Origin of the sequence: Huintestinicola sp. (assembly GCF_051882455.1) — a bacterium.
In the GTDB taxonomy this organism is placed as follows: domain Bacteria; phylum Bacillota; class Clostridia; order Oscillospirales; family Ruminococcaceae; genus Huintestinicola.
Window position 1 is genome coordinate 34,861 of the sequence record NZ_JBJERV010000009.1, and the last position, 24,477, is coordinate 59,337.

General features: G+C 48.3%; 27 protein-coding genes and 1 other RNA gene. 21 read left to right on the forward strand and 7 right to left on the reverse strand.

The annotated features are described in order from the left end of the window. The first annotated feature begins 17 nt into the window (after nt 1-17). On the forward strand, nt 18-1,223 hold the full coding sequence (locus ACI4J0_RS01365; protein WP_439764022.1) for a cation:proton antiporter: 1,206 nt from the start codon (nt 18-20) through the stop codon (nt 1,221-1,223). Nucleotides 1,224-1,365: 142 nt separating this feature from the next. Here the strand turns inward: ACI4J0_RS01365 and ACI4J0_RS01370 are convergent, their stop codons facing one another. Next, nucleotides 1,366-2,097 (reverse strand): CpsB/CapC family capsule biosynthesis tyrosine phosphatase, encoded by a 732-nt coding sequence (locus ACI4J0_RS01370; protein WP_439764023.1) that lies wholly within the window; start codon nt 2,095-2,097, stop codon nt 1,366-1,368. A 206-nt stretch (nt 2,098-2,303) separates the two neighbouring features. On the opposite strand from ACI4J0_RS01370, the gene ACI4J0_RS01375 reads away from it, so the two are divergent. Beyond that, nucleotides 2,304-3,146, forward strand: coding sequence for a P-loop NTPase (locus ACI4J0_RS01375; RefSeq protein ID WP_439764024.1), 843 nt, complete (start codon nt 2,304-2,306; stop codon nt 3,144-3,146). A gap of 55 nt (nt 3,147-3,201) precedes the next feature. Here the strand turns inward: ACI4J0_RS01375 and ACI4J0_RS01380 are convergent, their stop codons facing one another. Further along, nucleotides 3,202-4,155: a phosphotransferase family protein gene (locus ACI4J0_RS01380; RefSeq protein ID WP_439764025.1), complete on the reverse strand. Its 954-nt coding sequence runs from the start codon at nt 4,153-4,155 to the stop codon at nt 3,202-3,204. Nucleotides 4,156-4,555: 400 nt separating this feature from the next. Here ACI4J0_RS01380 and ACI4J0_RS01385 point away from each other — a divergent pair, with 400 nt between their 5' ends. Further along, a complete protein-coding gene (locus ACI4J0_RS01385; protein WP_439764026.1) occupies nt 4,556-6,391 on the forward strand; it encodes a phosphoenolpyruvate carboxykinase (GTP) in 1,836 nt (611 codons plus the stop codon). Nucleotides 6,392-6,660: 269 nt separating this feature from the next. Beyond that, entirely contained in the window at nt 6,661-7,464 is an 804-nt protein-coding gene (locus ACI4J0_RS01390; protein ID WP_439764027.1) for an Ig-like domain-containing protein, read from the forward strand. A gap of 58 nt (nt 7,465-7,522) precedes the next feature. Here the strand turns inward: ACI4J0_RS01390 and ACI4J0_RS01395 are convergent, their stop codons facing one another. Beyond that, nucleotides 7,523-8,179 (reverse strand): hypothetical protein, encoded by a 657-nt coding sequence (locus tag ACI4J0_RS01395; RefSeq protein ID WP_439764028.1) that lies wholly within the window; start codon nt 8,177-8,179, stop codon nt 7,523-7,525. Between the two features lie 234 nt (nt 8,180-8,413). Between ACI4J0_RS01395 and ACI4J0_RS01400 the strand changes: the two genes are divergently transcribed. The 4 genes from ACI4J0_RS01400 to ACI4J0_RS01415 all read left to right on the forward strand — a co-directional run bounded on the left by ACI4J0_RS01400 (nt 8,414) and on the right by ACI4J0_RS01415 (nt 10,808). Next, a complete protein-coding gene (locus ACI4J0_RS01400; RefSeq protein ID WP_439764029.1) occupies nt 8,414-8,905 on the forward strand; it encodes a GNAT family N-acetyltransferase in 492 nt (163 codons plus the stop codon). 381 nt (nt 8,906-9,286) lie between these two features. Then, nucleotides 9,287-9,691: RNase P RNA component class A (rnpB, locus tag ACI4J0_RS01405), an RNA gene on the forward strand. Nucleotides 9,692-9,802: 111 nt separating this feature from the next. Then, nucleotides 9,803-10,279: a GNAT family N-acetyltransferase gene (locus ACI4J0_RS01410; protein WP_439764030.1), complete on the forward strand. Its 477-nt coding sequence runs from the start codon at nt 9,803-9,805 to the stop codon at nt 10,277-10,279. Between the two features lie 28 nt (nt 10,280-10,307). Further along, complete coding sequence (locus ACI4J0_RS01415) at nt 10,308-10,808, forward strand: DinB family protein (RefSeq protein WP_439764031.1); 501 nt, start codon at nt 10,308-10,310, stop codon at nt 10,806-10,808. A gap of 103 nt (nt 10,809-10,911) precedes the next feature. Here the strand turns inward: ACI4J0_RS01415 and ACI4J0_RS01420 are convergent, their stop codons facing one another. From ACI4J0_RS01420 to ACI4J0_RS01430, 3 genes are all read right to left on the reverse strand, one after another. Next, nucleotides 10,912-11,748, reverse strand: coding sequence for an IS3 family transposase (locus ACI4J0_RS01420; RefSeq protein WP_439764032.1), 837 nt, complete (start codon nt 11,746-11,748; stop codon nt 10,912-10,914). Continuing rightward, nucleotides 11,745-12,092 carry a transposase gene (locus ACI4J0_RS01425; RefSeq protein ID WP_439764033.1) on the reverse strand — a complete coding sequence of 116 codons (348 nt, stop codon included), beginning with the start codon at nt 12,090-12,092 and terminating at the stop codon, nt 11,745-11,747. Before ACI4J0_RS01425 ends, ACI4J0_RS01420 begins: the two co-directional genes overlap by 4 nt. Nucleotides 12,093-12,195: 103 nt before the next feature. Continuing rightward, complete coding sequence (locus ACI4J0_RS01430) at nt 12,196-13,134, reverse strand: LysR family transcriptional regulator (RefSeq protein ID WP_439764034.1); 939 nt, start codon at nt 13,132-13,134, stop codon at nt 12,196-12,198. 294 nt (nt 13,135-13,428) lie between these two features. On the opposite strand from ACI4J0_RS01430, the gene ACI4J0_RS01435 reads away from it, so the two are divergent. The 13 genes from ACI4J0_RS01435 to ACI4J0_RS01495 all read left to right on the forward strand — a co-directional run bounded on the left by ACI4J0_RS01435 (nt 13,429) and on the right by ACI4J0_RS01495 (nt 23,132). Next, entirely contained in the window at nt 13,429-14,049 is a 621-nt protein-coding gene (locus tag ACI4J0_RS01435; protein WP_439764035.1) for a GDSL-type esterase/lipase family protein, read from the forward strand. Nucleotide 14,050: 1 nt separating this feature from the next. After that, on the forward strand, nt 14,051-15,055 hold the full coding sequence (locus ACI4J0_RS01440) for a methionine ABC transporter ATP-binding protein (RefSeq protein WP_439764036.1): 1,005 nt from the start codon (nt 14,051-14,053) through the stop codon (nt 15,053-15,055). Next, on the forward strand, nt 15,048-15,722 hold the full coding sequence (locus ACI4J0_RS01445; RefSeq protein WP_439764037.1) for a methionine ABC transporter permease: 675 nt from the start codon (nt 15,048-15,050) through the stop codon (nt 15,720-15,722). Before ACI4J0_RS01440 ends, ACI4J0_RS01445 begins: the two co-directional genes overlap by 8 nt. 137 nt (nt 15,723-15,859) lie before the next feature. After that, nucleotides 15,860-16,744 (forward strand): MetQ/NlpA family ABC transporter substrate-binding protein, encoded by an 885-nt coding sequence (locus ACI4J0_RS01450; protein ID WP_439764038.1) that lies wholly within the window; start codon nt 15,860-15,862, stop codon nt 16,742-16,744. Between the two features lie 835 nt (nt 16,745-17,579). Further along, entirely contained in the window at nt 17,580-18,815 is a 1,236-nt protein-coding gene (locus ACI4J0_RS01455) for an O-acetylhomoserine aminocarboxypropyltransferase/cysteine synthase family protein (RefSeq protein ID WP_439764039.1), read from the forward strand. Between the two features lies 1 nt (nt 18,816). Beyond that, nucleotides 18,817-19,677 carry a 4Fe-4S binding protein gene (locus ACI4J0_RS01460; protein WP_432649627.1) on the forward strand — a complete coding sequence of 287 codons (861 nt, stop codon included), beginning with the start codon at nt 18,817-18,819 and terminating at the stop codon, nt 19,675-19,677. Continuing rightward, on the forward strand, nt 19,670-19,921 hold the full coding sequence (locus ACI4J0_RS01465; RefSeq protein WP_439764040.1) for a sulfurtransferase TusA family protein: 252 nt from the start codon (nt 19,670-19,672) through the stop codon (nt 19,919-19,921). Before ACI4J0_RS01460 ends, ACI4J0_RS01465 begins: the two co-directional genes overlap by 8 nt. A gap of 1 nt (nt 19,922) precedes the next feature. Next, the gene (locus ACI4J0_RS01470; RefSeq protein ID WP_439764041.1) at nt 19,923-20,237 is read left to right on the forward strand and encodes a thioredoxin family protein; all 315 of its coding nucleotides are present in this window, start codon (nt 19,923-19,925) and stop codon (nt 20,235-20,237) included. 24 nt (nt 20,238-20,261) lie between these two features. Next, the gene (gene thiS, locus ACI4J0_RS01475; RefSeq protein ID WP_439764042.1) at nt 20,262-20,471 is read left to right on the forward strand and encodes a sulfur carrier protein ThiS; all 210 of its coding nucleotides are present in this window, start codon (nt 20,262-20,264) and stop codon (nt 20,469-20,471) included. Between the two features lie 23 nt (nt 20,472-20,494). Beyond that, nucleotides 20,495-21,319, forward strand: coding sequence for a thiazole biosynthesis adenylyltransferase ThiF (gene thiF, locus ACI4J0_RS01480; RefSeq protein WP_439764043.1), 825 nt, complete (start codon nt 20,495-20,497; stop codon nt 21,317-21,319). Nucleotides 21,320-21,326: 7 nt separating this feature from the next. Then, nucleotides 21,327-21,740 carry a M67 family metallopeptidase gene (locus ACI4J0_RS01485; protein ID WP_439764044.1) on the forward strand — a complete coding sequence of 138 codons (414 nt, stop codon included), beginning with the start codon at nt 21,327-21,329 and terminating at the stop codon, nt 21,738-21,740. Between the two features lie 19 nt (nt 21,741-21,759). Continuing rightward, the gene (locus tag ACI4J0_RS01490; RefSeq protein WP_439764045.1) at nt 21,760-22,689 is read left to right on the forward strand and encodes an NAD(P)/FAD-dependent oxidoreductase; all 930 of its coding nucleotides are present in this window, start codon (nt 21,760-21,762) and stop codon (nt 22,687-22,689) included. Nucleotides 22,690-22,715: 26 nt separating this feature from the next. Next, nucleotides 22,716-23,132: an RrF2 family transcriptional regulator gene (locus ACI4J0_RS01495; protein ID WP_439764046.1), complete on the forward strand. Its 417-nt coding sequence runs from the start codon at nt 22,716-22,718 to the stop codon at nt 23,130-23,132. 49 nt (nt 23,133-23,181) lie between these two features. On the opposite strand, the gene ACI4J0_RS01500 is transcribed toward ACI4J0_RS01495, so the two are convergent. After that, a complete protein-coding gene (locus tag ACI4J0_RS01500) occupies nt 23,182-24,306 on the reverse strand; it encodes a hypothetical protein (protein WP_439764047.1) in 1,125 nt (374 codons plus the stop codon). Nucleotides 24,307-24,477: the final 171 nt, after the last annotated feature.

Consider the following 24,477-nt stretch of genomic DNA (forward strand, 5'->3'; position numbering starts at 1 on the left):
TACAGGAGGAATTTATAATGTTGTTTTCGCTTGCAGTAATTTTTCTTGTGGGGCTGTCTGCCGCAGAGATAGTAAGGCTTCTGAAGCTGCCGAGGATAATCGGTATGCTTGCCGCAGGAATTGCGGTGGGACCCTATGTGCTTGATCTTCTTGACCCCACGATACTTGGCATATCCTCGGAGCTGAGACAGATAGCGCTTATCATAATACTTGTGAAGGCAGGGCTGTCCCTTAATTTGTCCGACCTGAAAAAGGTGGGCAGACCTGCAGTGATGATGTCATTTGTGCCTGCCTGCTTTGAGATACTGGGATATGTCTGCATCGCCCCGTATCTGTTTGGGATATCACACACGGAAGCGGCGGTGATGGGAGCGGTGCTCAGCGCAGTTTCTCCTGCGGTGGTGGTGCCCCGTATGGTAAAGCTCATCGAGGATAAATACGGAACGGAAAAGAGCATTCCTCAGATGATACTTGCAGGGGCGTCCTGTGATGATATTTTCGTCATAACCCTGTTTTCTGCATTTGCCGCCATGGCACAGGGGGGCACTGCAAGCGCCGCAGACCTTCTTGATATCCCCGTATCGATGGTGCTCGGGGTGATAACGGGTGCGGTCTGCGGCTTTATCCTGTATTTTCTTTTTGATATCACGGGCAGGAAGGAGCATAATATCAGAAACTCCGTCAAGGTCATAATAATTCTGTCGGTATCCTTCCTGCTGATGTGGACGGAGACCGTTATCAAGCAGTATGCCGCATTTTCGGGTCTGCTTGCGGTGGTGGCGATGGCGTGCGTTATAAAGCTTAAAACCGACGAAAGCATATGGAGCGGACTTGCGGCAAAATTCGGAAAGCTGTGGATAGCGGCGGAGGTGCTGCTGTTTGTGCTGGTGGGAGCGGCTGTGGATATCAGGTACACCCTTTCCGCAGGTGGTGCGGCTGTGCTTATGATATTTATAGCTCTTGCGATACGCTCGGTGGGCGTGCTTATCTGCCTGTGGGGAACAGAGCTTAACGCAAAGGAGAGGCTTTTCTGCGTTATCGCCTATCTCCCGAAGGCAACGGTGCAGGCGGCTATCGGTTCGGTACCCATGGCAATGGGGCTGTCCTGCGGAAAGATAGTGCTGTCGGTATCCGTCCTTGCCATAATCATTACCGCTCCACTGGGGGCGATCGGCATTGACAGCAGCTATAAAAAGCTTCTTCGGGATAACGGTAAGGCATGAAACAGCCGCTCCCCGACCGATACGGGGAGCGGCTGATGCGGGTGACGATCCGCGGCGAGCACGTTGGGGAATTTCTTGTGAATTATTTCATTTGTGGCACGGTAACGTTAGGTTTAATGAAAAAATTATAAACTTCCGGAATTTATATATCACCATTCTCAAGTATCGCCGCCGAGGACTCCATAAGCTCTGTGAACACCCCTGCGCCTATCTTTCTGGACAGCTTTTTGCGTGCCTCGGAAAATTTCGGCGCACGTGAGGACATATTGTGGCAGTCGCTGCCCAGAGCCGCAACTCCGCCGCTCTTTAAAAGCTTTGCCGCAAGACGGCAGGAGGGAACGGAAAGAACTGCCTCGCAGTTTATCTGTGCGGGAGCGGACTCAAGCAGCTCAAAAAGGGTCTCCTCACCCGCATATGCGGCATAGCGCTCCAGATGAGCGAGTATGGGGCGCACCCGTCCGCAGGAGGCAAGGCTCCTGAAGCTGTCCTTCACGTTCTGGGTTATCTGGGTGTAGGGCAGCTCGATAAGAAGATAGTCCGTATCGCCGATGCAAAGCTTTTCAAGGTCGGGGTCGTTTATGAGGGCAGTGGTGAAATAGACCTCCGCGCCGATAATTATTTCGGGAACGTGGGTTATCCTCTCTGCGGCAAGATATGAGCGCAGTTCGCTGTATGCCCTGTCTCTTCTTGCGATAAAATCTCCTATGCTCTCATCGTAGCGGTAAAAGTGGGAGGTGGAAACTGCGTGGGTCACTCCCTGCTCGTACAGCTTCACAAGCATCTGTGCGGCGGTTCGGCAGTCGGCAGGACCGTCATCAAGAGCGGGCAGAATGTGCGTATGAAAATCTATTATTTTTTCGGGCGCAGTGTGCATTTCCCAAAAACTCCTTTCATCGGAAGCGGGTTTGCCGCAATTTTTCATTCTATAACTTGATTATACACCATTTTTTTTGATATTTTTTGGATTGTCAACAAATCTTCTGTAAATTTATCGGATTTATTTGACATTTCCGGCAGTTTGGGTTATAATAAAAATATAATATCAAATAACATTGCATCACATCGAAAGGAAGTTATAAAATGAGCGAATGTACTCATAACTGCTCCTCCTGCGGCTCGGACTGCGCTGAGAGAAAATCTCCTCAGAGCTTTATCGAAAAGCTGGGCGAGGGCAGCAGCGTTAAAAAGGTCATCGGTATCGTCAGCGGCAAGGGCGGCGTGGGAAAATCCCTGGTCACAGGTCTGATGGCTTCGGAATTTGCCAAAAAGGGCGTACACACCGCTATCCTTGACGCGGATATCACAGGTCCCTCCATTCCCAAAATGTTCGGCACCACAGAAAGGGCTATGGGCAGCGAAAAGGGACTTATCCCCGTAAGGAGCAAGGGCGGCGTTGATATAATGAGCATAAATCTCCTGCTGGAGAACCCCTCCGACCCCGTTATCTGGAGAGGCCCTGTTATCGCAGGAGTTGTAAAGCAGTTCTGGAACGAGGTCATCTGGCAGGACGTTGACTATATGTTCGTGGATATGCCTCCGGGAACGGGCGATGTGCCTCTTACCGTTTTTCAGTCTATACCCCTTGACGGCGTTATCATCGTTACATCGCCCCAGGACCTTGTTTCTATGATAGTGGGCAAGGCTGTGGGTATGGCGAATATGATGAATATCCCTATCCTCGGAATTGTGGAGAATATGAGCTATGCACAGTGCCCCGACTGCGGAAAGAAGCTCTATCTCTACGGCGAGAGCCATATCGATGAAATTGCGGCTGAGTACGGTCTCAAGGTACTTGGCAGACTGCCCATCGACCCTGCTATCTCGGCAGCCTGCGACAGCGGAGAGATCGAAGCTGTTGAGGATAAATGGCTTGCCGATGCGGTTTCGGCTGTGGAAAACGCTCCCGCATCAAAGAAGGAATAATATAGCTAAGCCCCGAAGCGGACGACTCTGTATGCTTCGGGGCTGGTATTTTATCTTACATTGCTCTGAGCTCGCTCCATGAAAGGTCAAAATAGGGCTTTATCCAGCGGTACTGACTGTCATCGGGATATTCCCTGAACTTGCCCTCCGTCATCATAGTAAGATAGAGGACGATATCGTACCAGAGTATCCGTATGCGCTCGGCTTTGGAAAAATCGGTCTGACCGAAGCCCCTCAGGAATGCGTCATTTACGCTGTGCCTTCGGAAACGGTCCTCCATAAGCACGTCACCCCACAGCGCCCTTTCCCAGTCGATAAGGGCACAGACATGACCGTCCTTCACAAAGATATTTCCCTCCCACAGGTCATAGTGGACAAGCACGGGAGATACATCTTCGAAAGCCGCCTTGTGGGCTTCAAGCAGGGAAAGTATCTCCTCGGGAGAAACTCCGATAACTATCTCCTTCTCCTTTGCGTCCGCAAGGACGTTGCGTATAAGCGTTCTTAGAAAATCCCAAAGCTTATCGTAGCTCTCGGCGCCGTTATAAAGCTGACCGAAATGCTCTCCCTTTATTTGTGCGATATCCCTGACGATACTGCCGACCTCCGAGTATATGGCGTATCTTTCCTCCTCGCTCAGCTTGTCCTGAAGGGAGACGAGGCTTTCCCCCTCAAGATATTCCATAATGAAATAATCGCCCGTGCAGAGAGCTTTGCTCGTATCGTAATACTGCACCTTGGCAGTCCTGACGCCGTGGATATTTTCCGCAAGCTTCATAGCGTTTACCTCTGCGTTCATAAGGCATTTTTCGTTCCGGAGCAGCGTGCTGTTATACTGCGGCGCTATTTTCAGGATACTTTTGCTGCCGTCGGAAAACTCAATGCGGTAGGCTATGTTGCAAAGCCCCTCGGACAGCTCCGCACAGGCGGTCATTTCCTTTTCGGGGAATGCATTTCCGATCATTTTTTCAATTGCTTCTCTGCTCTGGATATTTTTGGTAATTCCCATGTTCTTTCCTTCCTTCCCCATATGTGGCTTACGGGAAATATGGCATTTGCATATTGTAATTATAACGCTTTTTTCTGCGGCTTTCAAGTGCTTATGGGAAATTTCGGGGATAAGCACAGGCTGAAAATGTCCTATACAAATATTTAACATTTGGTATTATCAAAATATGCTTGACAGCGGGGATAATATAGGGTATAATACTAATATGGAATAATTTTTTGACAGGAACAGTGTGCTGCTTGCTTTGAATAACGGCAAAGCGTTTTTATCCTGCGGTTTGTTAAAAAAATCACAATGTATATTGTTTTTTTTAAGCAGATTTTGCAAGTTGCTTTGCGGTATTATTCATTTTCGGCTCTGTTTTCGTTAAAAATATCATTTAATAAAGGAGTTTTGAAGTATGGCACTTACAAACAATCCCAACGTACTCAAGTGGGTAGACGAAATGGTCGCTCTCACAAAGCCCGAAAAGGTCGTATGGATCGACGGCTCCAAGGAGCAGCTCGACGCTCTTACCGACGAGGTCTGCGCTCTTCCCGAGGGCAACAGAGACAAGATGTACAGACTTAATCAGGAAAAGCTTCCCGGCTGTCTGTACCACAGAACTCTCCCCAACGACGTTGCACGTGTTGAGGACAGGACCTTCATCTGCACACCTACAAAGGAAGAGGCAGGCCCTACCAATAACTGGTGCGACCCCGCCGAGATGTACGCTAAGCTTTCAAAGCTTTACGACGGCGTTATGAAGGGCAGAACAATGTACGTTATCCCTTATTCCATGGGTCCTATCGGTTCTCCTCTCGCTAAGGTGGGCGTTGAGATCACCGACTCCATCTACGTTGTTCTCAATATGAATATTATGACAAGAATGGGCGCACAGGCTTTCGAGAACCTGGGCGATACCTCCAACGATTTCGTAAGAGGTCTCCACTCCAAGGCTGATGTTGACCCCGAGAACAGATACATCGTTCAGTTCCCTCAGGACAACACTATCTGGTCCATCAACTCCGCATACGGCGGAAACGTTCTCCTCGGCAAGAAGTGCTTCGCTCTCCGTATCGCTTCCTATCAGGGCAAGAACGAGGGCTGGATGGCTGAGCATATGCTTATCCTGGGCGTTAAGAAGCCCGATGGCGAGATGAAGTATATCACCGCTGCATTCCCCTCTGCCTGCGGCAAGACCAACCTTGCAATGCTCATTCCCCCCAAGGCTTACAAGGATAAGGGCTATGAGGTATTCACAGTAGGTGACGATATCGCTTGGATGAAGCCCGGCGAGGACGGCAGACTTTACGCTATCAACCCCGAGAACGGCTTCTTCGGCGTTGCTCCCGGTACAAATGCAAAGTCCAACTACAACGCTCTTGCTTCCACAATGAAGGATACCATCTTCACAAACGTTGCTCTTAACAACGCTGACAACACCGTTTGGTGGGAAGGCCTTGACAAGAATCCTCCCGAGGACGCTACCGAGTGGAAGGGCGCTAAGGTAAACGGCAAGGAGTTCACAGCTGTTATGGGCGCTGACGGCAAGCCTCAGAAGCTCGCTCACCCCAACTCCAGATTTACTGCTCCCGCTCACAACTGCCCCTGCGTATCTCCTGAGTTTGACAACCCCAAGGGTGTTCCCGTTTCCGCTATCATCTTCGGCGGCAGACGTGCTTCCACAACTCCTCTCGTATATCAGTCCTTTGATTGGACTCACGGCACATATATGGGCTCTGCTGTTTCCTCCGAGACAACTGCTGCAGCTACAGGCGCAGTAGGCGTTCTCCGTCACGATCCCATGGCTATGAAGCCCTTCATCGGCTACAATGTAGGCGATTACTGGGCACACTGGCTCGAGATGGGCGAGAAGCTCGGCGACAAGGCTCCCAAGATCTTCAACGTTAACTGGTTCAAGCAGGACGAGAACGGCAACTTCATGTGGCCCGGCTTCGGCGACAACATGAGAGTTCTCGACTGGATCATCAAGCGCTGCGAGGGTACTATCGACGCTGAGGAGACCGCTATCGGCTACCTCCCCAAGAAGAGCGATATCAACCTCACAGGCATCGAGGACGAGGTTACTCCCGAGATACTGGACAAGCTTCTTGCTGTTGACAAGGATCTCTGGAAGAAGGAAATTGCCGAGATGAGAAGATACTACGATGAGGACATCACCGCTAAGGGCGGCCACGTTCCCGCAGCTCTCTACGCTCAGCTCGACAAGATCGAGGCAAGACTTAACGGATAAAATAATTCCGGATCAAAGTTAATTTTTAAAAGCCCCCTGCAGGTCCTGCAAGGGGCTTTTTCTAAGGCCGGTGATATAATGCTTGATTTGATATGTAATTACTGCGGATATTGCGGTCACGGATGCAGCAAAGCTAATTTTGTATGCCCTGTATGCAGACTGTTTTCTTTAAATAAAATATTTATTGACATTATGTAAAGACGCTTGACAAACGCTGCGCACAGTTGTATAATGTTACTAACAAAATAAATCAAGGAGTTGACTTCTCAATGAAATTATTTAAAAAGACAGCAGTTATCTGTATGACAGCTGCGGCAGTATTATCAGCCGCTGCAAACTGCTTTGCCGCAGAGTGGAAAGAGACCGACAAGGGTATGACCTACATAAATGACAGAGGCAAGGCTGTAACAGGTATGCAGGAGATCGACGGCGAGACCTATTATTTCAACAGCAAGGGCATTATGAAAAAGGGCTGGCTCACCACAAAATCGGGCAAGAAGTATTATTTCAATTCCGACGGAACTATGCGTACAGGCTGGCTGAAGCTCAAGTCGGGCAAATATTACTTCTCAAAGAATGGCGTAATGAGCGTCGGCAGCGTTAAGATCGGCAAAAATTACTATTTCTTCGGCGATGACGGTGTTATGCTCACAGGCTGGCAGGACGTGGACGGAACGGATTACTACTACTGCTCCGACGGAAAAAGAGCCGTTAACAAAACTGTTACCATTGACGGCGAAAAGGTAAAATTTGATAAGTACGGCAAGGTGAAAAAGGGAGGCAGCGGCACGACCAAGGTCGTTAAGGAAGAGGAAAAGATCGTTCCCGAGGAGATCATTGTTACCGATACTGAATTTACTGTCAGCGTGGGTACAAAGTTCAGGCTTGCATACAGCTTTAAGCCTATCAAGACAAACTGCAAGGATGTTACTTTCAAAAGCTCAAATCCCGGTGTTGTTTCAGTAAACAGCAAGGGGGATATTGAAGCTCTCAAAAAAGGCAAGGCAAAGATAACCATAAGATCTACAGCTAATATATACGCTTATGTTGTTCTGGAAATAACTGTTAGCTGATAAATTTTGAAAATGCTCCGAGACCGTCCGGACGGTTTCGGAGCATTGTTTATGAAACTCAGTTATCTTTCTTCTTGGAAGCCACTGCGATAACGCCGATGACCACGAGCACAACGCCCGCTGCGATGAATATGGAGGCGAAATTTACTTCGCTGGACTCGCAGGAAAAAGTACATTCCTTTGCGGGGTCAACAAGGAAGGTAATGCTGCCGTCGTCGCCGATGGAGCCTCCCTCGCAGTATTTTACGGCGCCGGGCATTTTCAGCGTGAAGTCAACGGCTATCATATCAGATGCCATACCTGCGTATTCACCTGCATCGTCACCCATAAGAGGAGGCATTACTGCGTCAAAGGTGTATTTGGAAACGAAAAGGCTGCCCTTTTTTTCCGCTTTTACAGAAGTGAAAAGGCTGGTGCCGTTTTCGCTGAGAGTGGTGAGATCTGCGCTCAGCTCCTCATAGCTGCTGTATTCCTCGGTAACATCGTAGCCTATGTAGTCCTTGCCGTTTACGGTGAAGTGCTTGACCTCATATTCGGCATCGGCAAAATCCTCCTCGGTGCAGTAATCGGAAGACATACCGTATGAAAGGAAAACCGTGCCTGTGTTGTTGCTTTTGAGCTCAACTCCCAGACCGATATACATACAGCCCGAAAGTCCTGCTGCCACAAGTACGCCGCAGAGCGCTGCTCCGATTTTCTTGAAAAACTTATTCATAAAATTGACCCCCATAATTTTTTTGATGTAAATAACAACATCTGTATGAACATTATATCACAAAAATAATTTTATTGCAATAGATATTTTACAACTTTACAGAAAATTCCCATTCGGGTATTGCAAAATGGGGCAGAATAGATTATGATAAATATAAGAACCTGCCTTCACAAGCATATACGCACACATTTCTTGTGAAGACAGGTTCTGAATACCCGAAAAGGACAGATGAAAATGATCATAAGAAAAGCTGCGGAAAGGGATATCCCGAGACTGCTTGAAATTTACAATTACGAGGTCATAAACGGAGTTTCCACCCTTGACCTCAATCCCAGGACCCTTGAGGAGTGGCAGGAGTGGTTTTCTCTGCATCAGACTGCGGAGCACCCTTTGCTTGTTGCCGAAACGGACGGTATCGTTGCAGGCTATGCCACACTTTCGCCCTACAGGCAGAAGGAAGCATACAGGACCACCGCCGAGCTGTCGGTTTACATTGCTCCCGAGTTCAGGCGGCAGGGCGTGGCTTCGGCGCTTATGGCGGAGATACTGAGACTTGCCCGTGAAAACGGCTCTCTTCATCTTATCGTCTCGGTCATAACCTCGGGAAATGCTGCCAGCGGGGCTCTGCACAGGAAATTCGGCTTCTCATACTGCGGCACCATCCATGAGGTGGGCTTCAAGCACGGGGAATATCGGAGCATTGACAATTATGAGCTTATACTATAGCAAGACACAGAAATAGACTGACAAAAGGAGGCGAGTGCAAAGCTTGAAGAGTTAGGAAGGAACCCGCAGGCAGGCTTGCCGCCTGTCAAGGGTGAGTGACGACACTATTCAAGCTTTGAACCGCCGAACTTGGCAGGATATTTTTGTGGATCGCTATAATAACCAATTAACCTATGGACAAAATACGGCGGCTATAATACGCCAACTCTGCGTCAAACTCCCTTGCCGGTGTCAAGCTTCGCTTGACATATGCCTGCGGTCGTTTTCCTTGATTTGTCATATTCTATCCACCGTCTTTATCCATAGAACAATTGGTTGTTAGTATTAAAATTCCATGACTACCCCTTGACAGCTTTCAAAAAATATGTTAGAATATCCTTGCGAGTAAGCTATGCGGTTGAACTCTTTTGAGTTAGGAAAGTCCGGGCATCACAGAGCAGGATAGCTGCTAACGGCAGCCGAGGGCGACCTTAGGGATAGTGCAGCAGAAATATACCGCCCCTTTCGGGATATTTCCCCCTTCGGGATATTTCCCCCTTCGGGATATTTCCCCCTTCGGGATATTTCCCCCTTCGGGGTAAGGGTGGAAAGGTGAGGTAAGAGCTCACCGGAGCGGTGGAGACACCGCTGCCGTGTAAACCCTATCCGATGCAACGTCTATTGGTACGTGTACGTCAATGTCTGCTCGGCAGGCGTACCGTAATGACGGCTAAAGCGTTTCGGCGACGATTCGCTCAGATAGATTTCCGCACACGACAAAACCCGGCTTATCGGCTTAGTCGCATTTTTGAACATCAGGGCGCAGAGGTTTTTCTGCGCCTTTTTTGTTTTACTTATTGCATAGCGGTGAGATCTGTGATATGATATGAATAGTATGAAAATATTGGGGTGATTTTTTTGAGCGGTACAACAATTAGGTTTTGTGAATGTATCCCTGATAATAAGTGCGCAGTTATCAGAACTGCCGAGCTGTCGGACGCCGAACTGCTTTTATCCTTCGACAGGCACATAAGCCCCTCGGAGCTTGAAAGCATTATCGGGCTTGGACGGGTGTTCATTCTTGAATGTGAGGGCAGATTTGCGGGGTGGCTGAGATACGGCTTATTCTGGGATAACACTCCTTTTATGAATATGCTTTTTCTCCTTGAGGAGTATCGGGGCAGGGGCTTGGGTGCAGGATTTGTAAAATTCTGGGAGCGTAAAATGGCTGAGTATGGCTATTCCGAGGTAATGACTTCCACCGCTTCCGACGAGTATGCACAGCATTTTTATAACAGGCTGGGATATATGACCGTGGGAGGCTTTGCTCCTTCGGGAGAGCCTTTCGAGCTGATACTTTCAAAGAATTTGTCACAGGAGAAAAGGGATCGCTGAAAATTTTCGGGCAGAGAGGAGAATTTCAATGAACGAGTTATGCGGTTTCATCAAAGAGCAGGCAGAGATAAATTTTATAAATCTGGAAACGGCGATAAAAACCTATGACAGAAATGCCCTTGTCTGCGGTGCGTCGGCGTGGAGATACGCTTATCATACCATTCATTCGGCGGACAAGTGGTTTTTTGACCCGTTTGAATTTGATGAGCCGAGCTTTCACGAGCATGGAATGGACGATCCCGACAATCCCTGCGATGCGGTTTTAAGCGATACCGAGCTGCTGGGGTATCTCAGTGCTGTGCGGCTGAAAACACGTGCTTACCTTGACGGGCTTACGGACGAAATGCTTTATGAAAAGCCCGGGAATTGCCGCTACACCCGCTTTGAGCTTGTGCTTATGCAGTTTCGGCACATCTCTTTCCACACGGGTATGATCAACGGGCAGACTATTGAACGGACGGGGAGGTTTCCCGTTTATGTGGGCGCGGATGGGCTTGACAGGTTAAAGAAGGGGCTTTATGACGAATAAAAAATATATAATGCGGCTTTCATTGCATTGACCCCCAAAAGTTAGACAAAGTTTTAAAGGAAAAATTATACAAAGCGACCAGAAGCGATTTTGGTCGCTTTTGTTATGCAGCTTTGTGTCTGTAATCAACAGGAGATAGTCCATCAAGCTTAAGCTTGATACGCTTGTTGTTGTACCAGTCTATGTATTCTGTAAGCTCTGAAATGAAGTGTTCAACTGAAGTAAACTCCTGCAAATACAGCAATTCCGTCTTTAACAAGCTGAAAAAGTTTTCGGCACAAGCATTATCAAGACAGTTGCCCTTTCGGGACATACTTTGTCTGATACCCTTATCCACAAGCATTTTCTGATAATGCTTATGCTGATATTGCCAGCCTTGATCTGAATGTAAGATAAGATTTGTGTTATCGGGAATTCTTGCAAATGCCTTTTCAAGCATATCAGTGGTCTGAGCAAGATTCGGATGACGGCTCAGATTGTATGAAACAACCTCACCATTATATAAATCAATGATTGGTGACAGATACAACTTTATTCCAAATAGTGCAAACTCTGTAACATCAGTTACCCACTTCTGGTTTGGCTTGTCTGCTTTAAAATCACGTTCAAGGAGATTTGGTGCAATTTTGCCGACATCACCCTTGTAAGAGTTATACTTATGCATACGAACACGGCAGAAAATTCCCATTTTACGCATTAATTTCTGTACTGTTTTATGATTGATAACATAATCATTTTTCAGTTCCTTTGTTATTCTTCGATAACCGTAGCGTCCTTTGCTTTCATCGTAAATACGGCGTATCTCAGCTTTGATTTCAGCATATTTATCAGGCTTGGGAGAATCAAATTGTTTGCTGTAATAGTAATATGTGCTGCGAGGAATCTTGGCAATATCTATGAGCAGCCATATTTTGAATTCGTGCCTCAGTTCCCATATCACTTGTGCTTTTTCTCTTGCCGTACCCTCTCGGCAACCAAGGCATTCAATTTTTTTAGGTATGCATTCTCCGCACGAAGTCGCTGCACCTCTGAGATAAGGTCTTCTTCCACTTCTTTCTTAAGCTTTGCTGGGCGACCTGTTGACTTGCGTCCTCGGCGTTCTATGTAGAAGCCTTCTTTGCCTTCTTCAAGATAGATGCGTTCCCACTTAGCAACTACTGTATCATATGACACATCAAACTGTCTTGCCGCTTCTTTGTAACTTAGCCCTTCATTGTGCATTGTTTCTATTACTTTGATTTTAAACTCTGGGGTATATCTTTTATTTGGCTGTCCTTTAGGCATAAAAATGCCCCCTTTCGTTAGTTTCAATATCGGTATATTTATATTATACCACATTGTCTAACAAAAGGGGAGCATTTCACATTTAAGAGCCGCATTTTTTGTATCAGATTTCTGTGCTCTCAAGATATTTTTTTACGTTTGCGATATAGTCCTCCGCAATGTCGCTGAGGCGGCTGTGCTTTTTGGTGATGTAGCCTATTTCCATAACAACGTTATGGTTGCTCTCGTCCTCACGGAAGGGGACCGCTGTAAAGTCGGAGCCGTTAAGCTCCTCGCAGATTATTCCCGAGCAGAGGGTGTAGCCGTTAAGTCCCACCATAAGGTTCAGCTGTGTGGCACGGTCGTTGGCGGTGATGGTTCGGGGATAGTCGTTTTCGCTGAGTATCTCCTCCGCAAGGAATACGGAGCTCTGGGCGCCCTGCTCAAAGGACAGGCGGGGATAGTCTCTTAGCTGCTCGAGAGAGATGGACGCTTCCTTTGCAAGGGGGTGGTTTTTCCAGAGGTAGACGTATGCACGGCAGTTTATGAGGGGGAAAAATTCCAGGTCGTTTTCGTTAAGGAGCTTGCCGATGAGCTTGCGGTTGTAGTCGCTTTTGTACAGCACGCCTATCTCGCTCCTGAGGGTGCCCACGTCGGATATGACTTCAAGAGTTTTGGTCTCGCGAATGGCAAATTCAAAGTTCAGGGTGTCGTATTTTTTCACCGTTTCCACAAATGCCTTTACCGCAAAGGAATAATGCTGGGTGGAGACGCCGAATTTGCGCTTGAAGGAGCCTGCGGCGGTATAGCGGTCGGTGAGAAGCTCGTACTGCTGATACAGCTGCCTTGCGCGGATAAGAAAATCGGCTCCTTCGTTTGTGGGGACTACGCCCTTGCTGGTGCGGCGGAATATCATTATGCCTATCTCCCTTTCAAGCTCCTTTACGGCGCTTGTAAGTGAGGGCTGGGAGACAAAAAGCTGCTCCGCCGATCGGTTCATAGAGCCTGTGTCCGCTATTGTTATGGCGTATTTTATCTGCTGGAGGGTCATAATTCGGGTCACTCCTTCGGGGTGTTTTGTGCAGGTATACAAAATTTATTTTATATAAACAAATGTTCTAAAATGTATTGACAAAACGGGTCAAATGTGCTATAATGAAAATGGGTCTTTCGATGGACGCTTTTTCATACGGTGATTTATTATAATTATAAGCTTTTTTGGCTTTTATGTCAAGGCTTGCTATAAATAAAATCTATAGCCGAGTATAGAAAATATGAATTTCACTTATATGAAAAACTGTGCTATAATACATACATAGACCAAAGGAAAACTCCGAAAGAAAGGACGGGTACAGGTATGAAAAATCTTTTATGCTTCGGCGATTCAAATACATACGGCTACGACCCCGAAACCAAGCTGAGATACGATTTCAGCGAGCGGTGGACGGGAATCCTGAGCCGCAGTCTCCTTCCTTTCGGAGTTCATGTGGACGAGGAGGGGCTGTGCGGCAGGACTACGGATTTTGACGATATGAACCGTCCCGGCAGGAAGGGCAGCGATGTTCTTCCCATTCTCCTTGAGAGCCACACTCCCGGGTATGTGATAATCATGCTGGGCACAAACGACTGCAAGAGCTGCTACAAAAACAGTCCCGACGATATTGCGGCGGGGGTCGAAAAGCTGGTTCGTCAGGTGAGGGATTATAACGGCAATGTTAAAATTCTCATTGTCTCGCCCATTCATCTTGCGGAGGGCGTTGGCGAAAAGGGATTTGACGAGGCGTTTGACGAAAATTCCGTAAGAGTTTCCAGAGGGCTGAGAGAGGCTTACTCCTCGGTGGCGGAAAGAACGGGCTGCGATTTCCTTGCGGCTTCGGAATTTGCTTCTCCCTCCGCTGCTGACAGGGAACACCTTGACAGGGCGGGTCACAGGCAGCTGGCAAGAGCCATATTCGGCAAAATTCGGGAGGCGGTATGATATGATACAGCTGGAAAATGTTTCCAAGACCTTTCATACTGCGGCAGGTGATTTTACCGCTCTTTCCGATGTTAATTTAACTGTCAACGACGGGGAGATCTTCGGTATAATCGGACTTTCGGGTGCGGGAAAAAGCACGCTGGTACGATGTATAAATTATCTTGAGGTGCCCACCGGCGGCAGGGTGATAATTGACGGCGACGAGCTGGGAAAGCTTTCAAAAAAGGAACTGCTCATCAAAAGACGGAGCATCGGAATGATCTTTCAGGGCTTTAATCTTCTGGAGCAGAGGACGGTGCTCAAAAATGTCTGCTTTCCCCTTGAAATAGCCAAAGTGCCCAAAAATGACGCTGTGAAAAGGGCGAGAGAGCTTCTTGCGCTGGTGGGGCTTTCGGACAAGGAAAACTCCTATCCCTCTCAGCTTTCGGGAGGTCAGAAGCAGCGTGTTGCTATTGCAAGGGCACTTGCGGCGGAGACTAAATATCTGCTCTGCGACGAGGCTACAAGCGCTCTTGACCCCGACACCACCCGCTCCATTCTTGAGCTTCTCAAAAAGGTGAACAGGGAGCTGGGAGTTACCATTATCGTCATCACTCACGAGATGAAGGTGATAGAAAGCATATGCGACAGGGCAGCTGTTCTTGACGGCGGACATATTGCCGAGCTGGCGGAGGTGAGCGAGCTTTTTGCTTCTCCTAAGTCGGACATTGCTAAGAAGCTCATTCTTCCTTCGGTTAATACTGCAAGCGAGGTCAAGGGCGGCAGGGTCATACGAATTGCCTTTGACGGGGAAAATTCCTTCAAGCCTACTGTTGCAAATCTTATTCTCACCTGTCAGGCTCCTCTTAACATTCTCAAGGCGGATACCGAGGATATCGGCGGCGTTGCCTGCGGTCATATTATCCTGGGACTGCCCGATGACAAGGCTGTGGCAGACAGGGTGATACGGTATCTTGAGGATAATAATATCAGGTACAGCGAAAGGGAGGGGGATGAAAATGTCTGAGCTTCTCATTAAGCTCTGGGAATCGGGAACTATTCAGAAGGGCATCTGGGAAACGGTTTATATGACCTTCATATCCGCATTCTTTTCCTACCTCATCGGACTGCCGCTGGGCATTTTGCTGAATGTATCGGACAAGGACGGCATTCACCCTATGCCATGGCTGTACCGCATTTTAAGCATTGCGGTGAATATTTTCAGAAGTATTCCCTTTGTTATTCTTATGGTGGCTATGCTCCCTGTGGCTAAGCTCATTACGGGAACGAGCCTCGGAAACAGGGCGATGATAGTTACACTTATTATTGCTGCGGCGCCTTATGTGGCGAGAATGGCGGAGTCCTCCTTCAAGGAAGTGGGGGGCGGAGTCATCGAGGCGGCTAAGTCTATGGGCGCTTCGGATATGCGGATAATCTGCAGGGTGCTTATCCCCGAGGCTAAGCCTTCTCTTATTGTGGGCAGCGTTATTTCACTGGTGACTATCCTCGGCTACTCCGCTATGGCAGGCACTATCGGCGGCGGCGGTCTGGGTATGATAGCTGTAAGCTTCGGTTATCAGAGATTTAACGATGATATTATCTGGGTCTGCGTGCTGCTTACAATTATCATTGTGCAGATGATCCAGGAGGTCGGCATGCTTATCGCAAGAAAGACCGACAAGCGTATCAGATAGAAAGGAAACTACGGAATGGAACGGAATTTTGAGACTCTCGTAAGAGCAAATTTCAGATTCGGACGAATGCAGCGATGTTGCCCTCCGATGATATGAAAAAAATTGAAATTTGTTATTTATGAAAGGAACTTACTATTATGAAAAATCTCAGAAAAGCTTTTGCATTTATTGTCACTCTCGCTCTTTCCGCTGCTGTAACAGGCTGCGGCGCGGCATCGGGCAATCAGGAAACTCAGACCTCTGCTTCACAGGCTCAAGAGACACAGGCTGCAGGCGGTTCGCTTGAAAAGATAGTTGTGGGCGCGACCTCCACTCCTCACGGCGAGATACTCGAGCAGGTAAAGGATGATCTTGCTGCGGCAGGGTATGAGCTTGAGATAGTTATTTTCGACGATTATGTGCTTCCCAACACTTCGCTTAATGAAGGCTCGCTGGACGCTAACTATTTCCAGCACACTCCCTATCTGAACAGCTTTAACCAGTCCAACGGAACGGATATCGTTTCTGCCGCTTCTATCCACTATGAGCCCTTCGGACTTTACGGAAACGGCGTTGCTTCCGTTTCGGAAGTCCCCGAGGGTGCTACCATCATTATCCCTGCGGACGACAGCAACGAGACAAGGGCACTTCTCCTTCTTGAGCAGGAAAACCTTATCGACCTTCCCGAGGGTGCTAATGCGGTTGACGGCGTTACTACTCTTGACATTGTGGACAACAAGGGCTACAATATAATTACCGTTCAGGCAGATACGGTTGCGGCTCAGTTCGGCAACAGCGACACAGGCTCCCTTGCGGTAATAAACGGAAACTATGCTCTTGCGGCAGGTCTTAACATTGCCGACGCTCTGGCTGTTGAGGACGCTTCGGGCAGCGCTGCTCAGACCTATGCAAACATCATTGCCGTTAGAAAGGGCGATGAGACAAGTGCAAAGACCACTGCGCTTGTAAATGCGCTCAAGACCGACAAGGTAAAGAAGTACATCGAGGACACTTATAACGGTGCTGTTGTGGCTATATTCTGATTTATCCCGATACATCAAAAAATATTTGCCTGACCCTGCGGGAATGCTCCGGCAGGGTCGGGAGCTTTTTTGCGGGTGACGACCCGCGGCGGCGGGGGACGCCCCGCGGCGAGGGCGGGTTCGACCCGCAGCGAGGGCGGGTTCGACCCGCGGCGAGGTCGCGCTGTGAATTTATGCGGAACTGCTGCTTTGTTTCCGCGTCGGCGGGTTCGACCCGCGGCGAGGTCACGCTGTGGGTTTATGTGGAACTGCTGATTTGTTTCCGCGCCGGCGGGTTCGACCCGCGGCGAGGTCGCGCTGTGAATTTATGCGGAACTGCTGATTTGTTTCCGCGCCGGCGGGTTCGACCCGCGGCGAGGTCGCGCTGTGGGTTTATGCGGGACTGCTATTTTGTTTCCGCGCCGGTAGATTTTGTAGGTCTGCGGTTTGGGCTTATGCATTTGTGCGTTACCGAGCCGCTTGTTTGCTGCCCAAATAAATTATTGAACGAGCGGATGCAGGCTCAGCCTGCTAAAAATATTAAAGGCGGTTTTATTATGAAGAAAAAATTTTTTTATCCCTGTTATTTCTGCGATGCTCCTTATGCTTTCGGGCTGCGTTAACATTGCCTCGGGCAGGGCTTTAGATCAAGGCGGAATACTGTGGGAAAACAGGACGATTTTTCTTTGACAGGGTAGAGAAAATTGATAAATGATAAGAAATATTGAGGTTAAAGTTGGTAATTATGCATAAATCTTCCAAAACTATATAAAACCTATTGACATAGTAGGAATAACGTGATATAATATCAGTAGTCTCAGGGGAGACGGCAATCCTTTTTTACGGAGCTGATATTATGAATTTTAACACCGCTCTGCTTCATCAGAGCTTTGACGGAGAAAAGTCAACAGGCTCGACCCTTGCTCCAATATTCCAGTCAAGCGCTTTCGCTCACGAATCGGCGGAAAAGCTTGAGGCGGTATTCAACAACAAGGCTCCCGGATTTGCTTATACGAGGATAAGCAATCCTACCGTTGACTCCTTTGAAAAGCGCGCTGCCGCTATGGAAAAGGGCATAGGCGCGGTCGCCTGTTCCTCGGGTATGGCGGCGGTCACCATGTCGCTTTTAAATATCCTGGAGTCGGGGGACGAGGTGATAGCGGGCTCGGCTCTTTTCGGAGGGACCATCGACCTGTTCGGTGACCTTGAGGCTTTCGGGATAAAGACCGTTTACACCGACGAGGTAACGGCGGAAAGCGTGGAAAGGCTTGCTACAGACAGGACAAAGGCAGTCTTTACGGAGCTTATCGGAAATCCAAAGCTTAATGTTACGGACATAAAAGCGGTTTCCGAAGCTGCTCACAAACGAGGTATCCCTCTTATTATTGACAGCACCACCGCGACCCCTTATCTGATAAATCCCTTTGAGTTCGGGGCGGACATTGTTGTTCATTCCTCCTCGAAATACATAAACGGCAGCGGTAACGCCATAAGCGGCGTGATAATCGACAGCGGAAGCTTCAAGTGGGACCCGAAGCGTTACAGGGGCTTTGAGGAATATAAGAAATTCGGAAAATTTGCATACCTGGCAAAGCTGAGAAACGGTATCTGGAGAAATGCGGGGGCTTGTCTTGCGCCGATGAACGCATACCTTAATTCCATCGGGCTCGAAACCCTGGGGATTCGTATGGAAAGGCTCTGCTTTAATGCAAAAAAGCTGGCGGAGTTTTTTGAGGAGGACGGAAGGGTAGAGGTCAATTATCCCGCTCTTGCCTCAAGTCCCTATCACGAGCTGGCGGAAAAACAGCTGAAGGGAATGGGCGGCGCAATAATCACCATTCGGGCAGGCAGCAAGCAAAAGGCATTCGGGCTCATAAACAGTCTGAAATATGCCTGTATAGCCACCAATATCGGAGACGTGAGGACCCTTGTTATCCACCCGGCAAGCACCATTTACACCCACAGCACCCCTGAGCAGCAGGTAAATGCAGGCGTTTATGAGGATACGATACGCATAAGCGTGGGCATTGAGGATATTGACGATCTTATTGCAGATTTTAAGCAGGCTATAGATAAAACGGAGGTTATTTAATATGGCAGTGGATTATGCAACTCTTAAAAAGGGCGGTTTTATGCGCCAGAAGCAGAAGAACAATTTCTCTCTGAGACTTCGCGTTGTGGGTGGAAATGTTACTGCAGCTCAGCTTGCAAAGATAGCTGAGGTCTCGGAAAAATACGGCGACGGTCACGTCCATCTCACTTCCCGTCAGAGCGTGGAGATACCCTTTATCAAGCTTGACGATATTGACGAGGTGAAGGCGGCGCTTGCGGAGGGCGGAGTTGAACCCGGAGTATGCGGTCCTCGTGTAAGAACGGTCACCGCCTGTCAGGGTGAGGCTATTTGTCCCTCGGGCTGTATTGATACCTATGCTCTTGCAAAGGAGCTTGACGAACGATATTTCGCAAGGGAGCTTCCCCACAAGTTCAAATTCGGCATTACGGGCTGTCAGAACAACTGCCTTAAAGCCGAGGAAAACGACCTGGGAATTAAGGGCGGCATAAAGGTAAAATGGCGGGAGAGCGACTGCATTAACTGCGGCGTCTGCGAAAAGGCGTGCCGTGTGGGTGCTATTGAGATAAAGGATGGAAAAATATCCGTTGACGAGGGCAAGTGCAATTTCTGCGGAAGATGCGTTAAAGCCTGTCCCACAGACGCGTGGGACGCTGTTCACGGATACATCGTGTCATTCGGCGGACTTTTCGGAAACAGCATAAGCAAGGGCGAGGCGGTCATTCCTTTCATCGAGGACAAGGAAAAGCTTCTGAAAATATGCGACGCTGCTATCGAATTTTTTGCGGAAAATGCAAATGCGGGAGAGCGCTTTAAATTCACTCTTGACAGGGTGGGCAGAGATAAATTTGAAAAGAAAATTCTGGAGGTTTACAATGGCTGAGATAGGTTTCAATATTGACGATAATGTAGATATTACCGATGTGGTATGCCCCACCACATTCGTTAAGGCAAAGGTGGCTCTTGAGGAGCTGGACGACGGACAGATACTTGCGGTGAAAATGAATGACGGCGAGCCTGTTCAGAATGTTCCCAGAAGCATCAAGGAGGAGGGACATCAGATACTCAAGCTCATAAACAATGAGGACGGTACATACACCCTCATTGTAAAGAAGGTCGGTGACTGAGATGGCGGTTCGTGTAAGCACAGACACCTTTGAGGCTGAGGTGAAAAACGGGGGCAAGGCTGTTATTGCGGATTTTTATTCCGACAGCTGCGTTCCCTGCAAAAGGCTTTCTCCCGTTCTTGCCGAGATAGAGGAGGAACAGGGTGACAGGGTAAAGCTTGTTAAGATAAACATCAATTTTGACGGCGCACTTGCGGAAAAATACGGTGTGATGTCCGTTCCCACACTCATATTCTTTAAAGACGGCGAGGAAATTTCCCGTTTAAACGGAGCGGTGAAAAAATCCGAGATAGTTTCGGAAATAGATAAGATATGATAATATTGTAAGGAGAAAATTGCTATGAATATTACAGTTGCAGGAGAGAAAAAAGAGGTAAAGGACGGTCTTACCGTTGCTCAGCTCGTTATTGACGAGAAGGTGGAGACTCCCGAATATGTTACCGTTACAATAAACGATGAATTTGTTGAGAGCGGCGCTTTTGAAGGCACTGTTTTAAAGGACGGGGACAGCGTTGAATTCTTATACTTCATGGGCGGAGGCTCCCTTTAATTTAATAAACGGAGGAAACGAAAATGGCATTTACCAACGAACAGCTTGAAAGATATTCCCGTCACATCATTCTTAAAGAAGTGGGTGCAAAGGGTCAGAAAAAGCTTCTGAACGCTAAAGTTCTTATCATCGGAGCAGGCGGACTGGGCGCTCCTGCGGCAATGTATCTTGCTGCGGCAGGCGTGGGAACTATCGGTATCGCAGACGCGGACGAGGTGGATCTTTCCAATCTCCAGCGCCAGATAATCCACTCCACCGCCGATATCGGCAAGGCAAAGGTGCAGTCCGCTAAGGAAACTATGGAGGCTATCAACCCCGATGTTACGGTGAAGACCTACCGCACCTTCGTTACAAGCGAAAACATTTCCGAGCTTATTGCGGACTATGATTTCATCATTGACGGCACGGACAATTTTCCTGCAAAGTTTCTCATAAACGACGCCTGTGTTATGGCGAAAAAGCCCTTTTCCCATGCGGGGATCATCCGCTTCAAGGGTCAGCTGATGACCTATGTTCCGGGACAGGGTCCATGCTACCGCTGCGTTTTCAAAAATCCCCCTCCCAAGGACGCTGTTCCCACCTGCAAGCAGGCAGGAGTTATCGGTGCGATGGGCGGCGTTATCGGCAGCTTACAGGCTATGGAGGCTGTTAAATACATTATCGGTCAGGGCGAGCTGCTTACGGGTTATCTTCTTACCTATGACGCTCTTACGATGGAGTTTCGCAAGGTAAAGCTGCCCTCGGACACTTCTAAGTGCGCTGTCTGCGGCGAGCACCCCACCATTACCGAGCTTATCGATTACGAGCAGCACGAATGTGACGGCGTTCATCTTACAAATGAGGACTGATCAAACAATGATAAGTTTAAAAAGAGCTGATTTTGATACCATTCTCAGGCACGCCGAAAGCGTTCTTCCCGAGGAGGCATGCGGACTTATTGCAGGAAGTATCACCGAGGACGGCAAGGAGATAAAGAAGGTCTATATCCTCACAAATACCGACCACTCCAACGAGCATTTTTCCCTTGACCCCAAGGAGCAGCTTGCGGCGATAAAGGATATGCGTGCAAACGGGCTTGTTCCCCTGGGCAACTGGCACTCCCACCCCGAGTCGCCCTCCCGTCCCTCCGATGAGGACAAGCGCCTTGCATATGACAGCAAGGCAAGCTATCTTATCCTTTCCCTGATGGACAGGGAAGCTCCCGTTCTGAACTCCTTTAAGATAACGGGGGATAATGCGGAGAATGAGGGTATAATAATTACAGACTGATTTTTTGGAGAATAACAAAATGATTTATGATACCATAATAATCGGCAGCGGGGCAGCAGGGCTTTCTGCGGCGATATATGCCTCACGCGCGGAGATGGATTTTATCGTTATCGAGAAAATGTTCATGGGCACGGGTCAGATAGCCGAGAGCGAACGGGTGGACAATTACCCGGGGCTTTACGGCGAAAGCGGATATGACCTGGGCGAGAAATTCCGCAGCCATGCAGAGGCGCTGGGAGCAAGATTTATCGAGGGCGAGGTCACAAAGATCGCCCCCGAAAAGGGCATATACACCGTTTCCCTGCAGGACGGCAGTGCTTTTGAGACAAAGACTGTCATATATGCCGCAGGCGCTTCTCACCGCAAGCTTGGGATAGAGGGCGAGGAAAGGCTGTCGGGCAGGGGAGTTTCCTACTGCGCAGTATGCGACGGAGCTTTTTACAGGAATAAGGCAGCTGCGGTCATCGGCGGAGGAGATACGGCTCTGGGCGACGCTCTTTATCTTTCAAAGATAGCGGAGAAGGTCTATCTTATCCACCGCAGAGACGAATTTCGCGCAAACAAGTCCCTTTGCAGGAAGGTATCGGAGGCAGGAAACATTGAAACGGTGATGAACGCAGTTCCTGTTGAGATATTTGGCGAAAACCGTGTTGAGGGCATCAGGATAATGCAAAACGGAAGGGAAGAAACTCTTACCGTAAACGGAGTATTTGCAGCTGTGGGAACTGTTCCCGGCAGCGAGCCTTTAAAGGGCGTTGTTGATATGGACAGCGGCGGATATATTATTGCAGGGGAGGACTGCGTTACCTCGGAAAAGGGCATTTTCGCCGCAGGAGATGTGCGCACAAAGCCTCTCAGGCAGGTAGTCACAGCCGCTGCAGACGGTGCAAACAGCATTTACTCCGCAGAAAAATATATATCACAGCTTTCTTATCAGCCCGAAGGCTGACGGCATAAACTGTTGAGGTGAAAAAAATGCTTGTCACAACAAAAGGAAGATATGCTCTGCAGGTGATGATAGACCTTGCTGAGCATTACAGCAGCAGATGCATACCTGTCAAGGACATTGCAGGACGTCAGGCGCTGTCAATAAAATATCTTGAGCAGATAATGCCTGTTCTCACCAAAGGAGACCTTGTTTTCGGCGTCCACGGAAAAAACGGCGGATACCGCCTTAAAAGACCTCCCGAGAATTACAGCGTGGGCGAGATACTCCGCGTTGCGGAAGGAGATCTCATTCCCGTTTCGTCTTTGAAGGAAAGCAGCGAGTCTCAGGATAACAGGACTTTGAAGATGTGGCAGGATTTTTACAAGCTCACAAACGATTATTTTGACAGCATTTCCATCGCAAGTCTTATCCGCAGCGGCGGAGATTATGATTATGTCATCTGATAAAAAAACGGGCTTCCCCGAAAAAAGGGAAGTCCGTTTCAGTTTGTCATCAATAACAGGATACGCCGTTTACCCATGCACCGAGAAGACAGTCGTTGCTGTACGATGAAGAAAACTCGTCCATCGTAAGATCGTAGTCAGGGTCCGGGGCAGCGTCACAGATACGGATATTATTTCCCAAAGGCTTTGCCAAAGGATAATATACGCTGTCTGTTTCAAGGAAACCATATGACCAGGATGAAAAATCTTCATCGCTGATCTCTTTTTGGCTGCATACAGAAGGGTAGAATGCACCTATATCGGGGGACATGAGCGCAGCATATCCATTATCGCTTACAGCAATTCTCACCTGTGCAAAACGGGTATCAGTATTGTTTTCATCAGCCAGATGAATGCAGGCATATCCTTCGTCATCATAGAAGGGCTGTATGTAAACAGGGCTGTACACGAAATGATCTCTGAGAGGCTCCGCTGCACTGAGCAGTTCCTCTGCTTCTTCATCGGAATAGCCGTTTTCGACCAAATTCTCTTTCGCTGCCTTTATGAGTGTATCATGATCGCTGATCTCTTTTCCATAGTGAAGTATCGTTACACCGGTCATAGCAGGCTTGCCGCCAATGATAGCTGCTCCTTCGTCATCAACACCCACCCAGGTGCCGAGAAGCAGCCCCTTATCGGTGATAAGCTCACTGTCCTTTCTCAGCATAGTGAAGCTCAGTTCCTTGCAGCCGCCCATATATGTCCAGAGCCTTGCGCTGAAGGTGTCGGATGTATTTGTCTGTGAAAGCGGTTCAAGTCCTGCTGCGCTGTCAAAGCTGTATACCTTGGCAATACTGTTTGCATAAAGCTTTTCGGCATTGCTTCGGTTTACTGAGTACAGCTCGTCCAGCATGGGGTCTTCGCCTGCATTAAGCTCACTGACAGGTGCTTCTGTTTCGGTTATTGTTTCGGTTTCAGTTTCGGTTTCGCTTGTTGTTTCGGTTTCCGTTTCTGATGATGTTTCAGCAGTTGTTTCTTCTGCAGGGGTTTCTGTCTGAACAGAGACTTCTGAAGCTGTGGTTTCTGTCATGGTGTCGGTGGTTTCGGCAGGCACAGGCTCTGCAGCACCGCAGGCGGATAATGCTGCCGAGAATGCTATTGCCATTGCTGCAGCTCTTATTACGTTCTTTTTCATAGTGAGTTACCTCATATAGTTTTAATAAAATGTACTGTATCACAGTGCTCTAATCATTTTATCATATTTATCGTGCAATTTATATTGGCATATCCATAAAAAATATTAAATAAATGTTAATACTAATAACCAATTAACCTATGGACAAAATACGGCGGCTATAATACGCCA

Bases quoted from the DNA above. Each gene is read 5' to 3' on its own strand.
- ACI4J0_RS01365 (WP_439764022.1), top strand. From the start codon at position 18: ATGTTGTTTTCGCTTGCAGTAATTTTTCTTGTGGGGCTGTCTGCCGCA.
- ACI4J0_RS01370 (WP_439764023.1), bottom strand. From the start codon at position 2,097: ATGCACACTGCGCCCGAAAAAATAATAGATTTTCATACGCACATTCTG.
- ACI4J0_RS01375 (WP_439764024.1), top strand. From the start codon at position 2,304: ATGAGCGAATGTACTCATAACTGCTCCTCCTGCGGCTCGGACTGCGCT.
- ACI4J0_RS01380 (WP_439764025.1), bottom strand. From the start codon at position 4,155: ATGGGAATTACCAAAAATATCCAGAGCAGAGAAGCAATTGAAAAAATG.
- ACI4J0_RS01385 (WP_439764026.1), top strand. From the start codon at position 4,556: ATGGCACTTACAAACAATCCCAACGTACTCAAGTGGGTAGACGAAATG.
- ACI4J0_RS01390 (WP_439764027.1), top strand. From the start codon at position 6,661: ATGAAATTATTTAAAAAGACAGCAGTTATCTGTATGACAGCTGCGGCA.
- ACI4J0_RS01395 (WP_439764028.1), bottom strand. From the start codon at position 8,179: ATGAATAAGTTTTTCAAGAAAATCGGAGCAGCGCTCTGCGGCGTACTT.
- ACI4J0_RS01400 (WP_439764029.1), top strand. From the start codon at position 8,414: ATGATCATAAGAAAAGCTGCGGAAAGGGATATCCCGAGACTGCTTGAA.
- ACI4J0_RS01415 (WP_439764031.1), top strand. From the start codon at position 10,308: ATGAACGAGTTATGCGGTTTCATCAAAGAGCAGGCAGAGATAAATTTT.
- ACI4J0_RS01425 (WP_439764033.1), bottom strand. From the start codon at position 12,092: ATGCCTAAAGGACAGCCAAATAAAAGATATACCCCAGAGTTTAAAATC.
- ACI4J0_RS01435 (WP_439764035.1), top strand. From the start codon at position 13,429: ATGAAAAATCTTTTATGCTTCGGCGATTCAAATACATACGGCTACGAC.
- ACI4J0_RS01440 (WP_439764036.1), top strand. From the start codon at position 14,051: ATGATACAGCTGGAAAATGTTTCCAAGACCTTTCATACTGCGGCAGGT.
- ACI4J0_RS01445 (WP_439764037.1), top strand. From the start codon at position 15,048: ATGTCTGAGCTTCTCATTAAGCTCTGGGAATCGGGAACTATTCAGAAG.
- ACI4J0_RS01450 (WP_439764038.1), top strand. From the start codon at position 15,860: ATGAAAAATCTCAGAAAAGCTTTTGCATTTATTGTCACTCTCGCTCTT.
- ACI4J0_RS01455 (WP_439764039.1), top strand. From the start codon at position 17,580: ATGAATTTTAACACCGCTCTGCTTCATCAGAGCTTTGACGGAGAAAAG.
- ACI4J0_RS01460 (WP_432649627.1), top strand. From the start codon at position 18,817: ATGGCAGTGGATTATGCAACTCTTAAAAAGGGCGGTTTTATGCGCCAG.
- ACI4J0_RS01465 (WP_439764040.1), top strand. From the start codon at position 19,670: ATGGCTGAGATAGGTTTCAATATTGACGATAATGTAGATATTACCGAT.
- ACI4J0_RS01470 (WP_439764041.1), top strand. From the start codon at position 19,923: ATGGCGGTTCGTGTAAGCACAGACACCTTTGAGGCTGAGGTGAAAAAC.
- thiS (WP_439764042.1), top strand. From the start codon at position 20,262: ATGAATATTACAGTTGCAGGAGAGAAAAAAGAGGTAAAGGACGGTCTT.
- thiF (WP_439764043.1), top strand. From the start codon at position 20,495: ATGGCATTTACCAACGAACAGCTTGAAAGATATTCCCGTCACATCATT.
- ACI4J0_RS01485 (WP_439764044.1), top strand. From the start codon at position 21,327: ATGATAAGTTTAAAAAGAGCTGATTTTGATACCATTCTCAGGCACGCC.
- ACI4J0_RS01490 (WP_439764045.1), top strand. From the start codon at position 21,760: ATGATTTATGATACCATAATAATCGGCAGCGGGGCAGCAGGGCTTTCT.
- ACI4J0_RS01495 (WP_439764046.1), top strand. From the start codon at position 22,716: ATGCTTGTCACAACAAAAGGAAGATATGCTCTGCAGGTGATGATAGAC.
- ACI4J0_RS01500 (WP_439764047.1), bottom strand. From the start codon at position 24,306: ATGAAAAAGAACGTAATAAGAGCTGCAGCAATGGCAATAGCATTCTCG.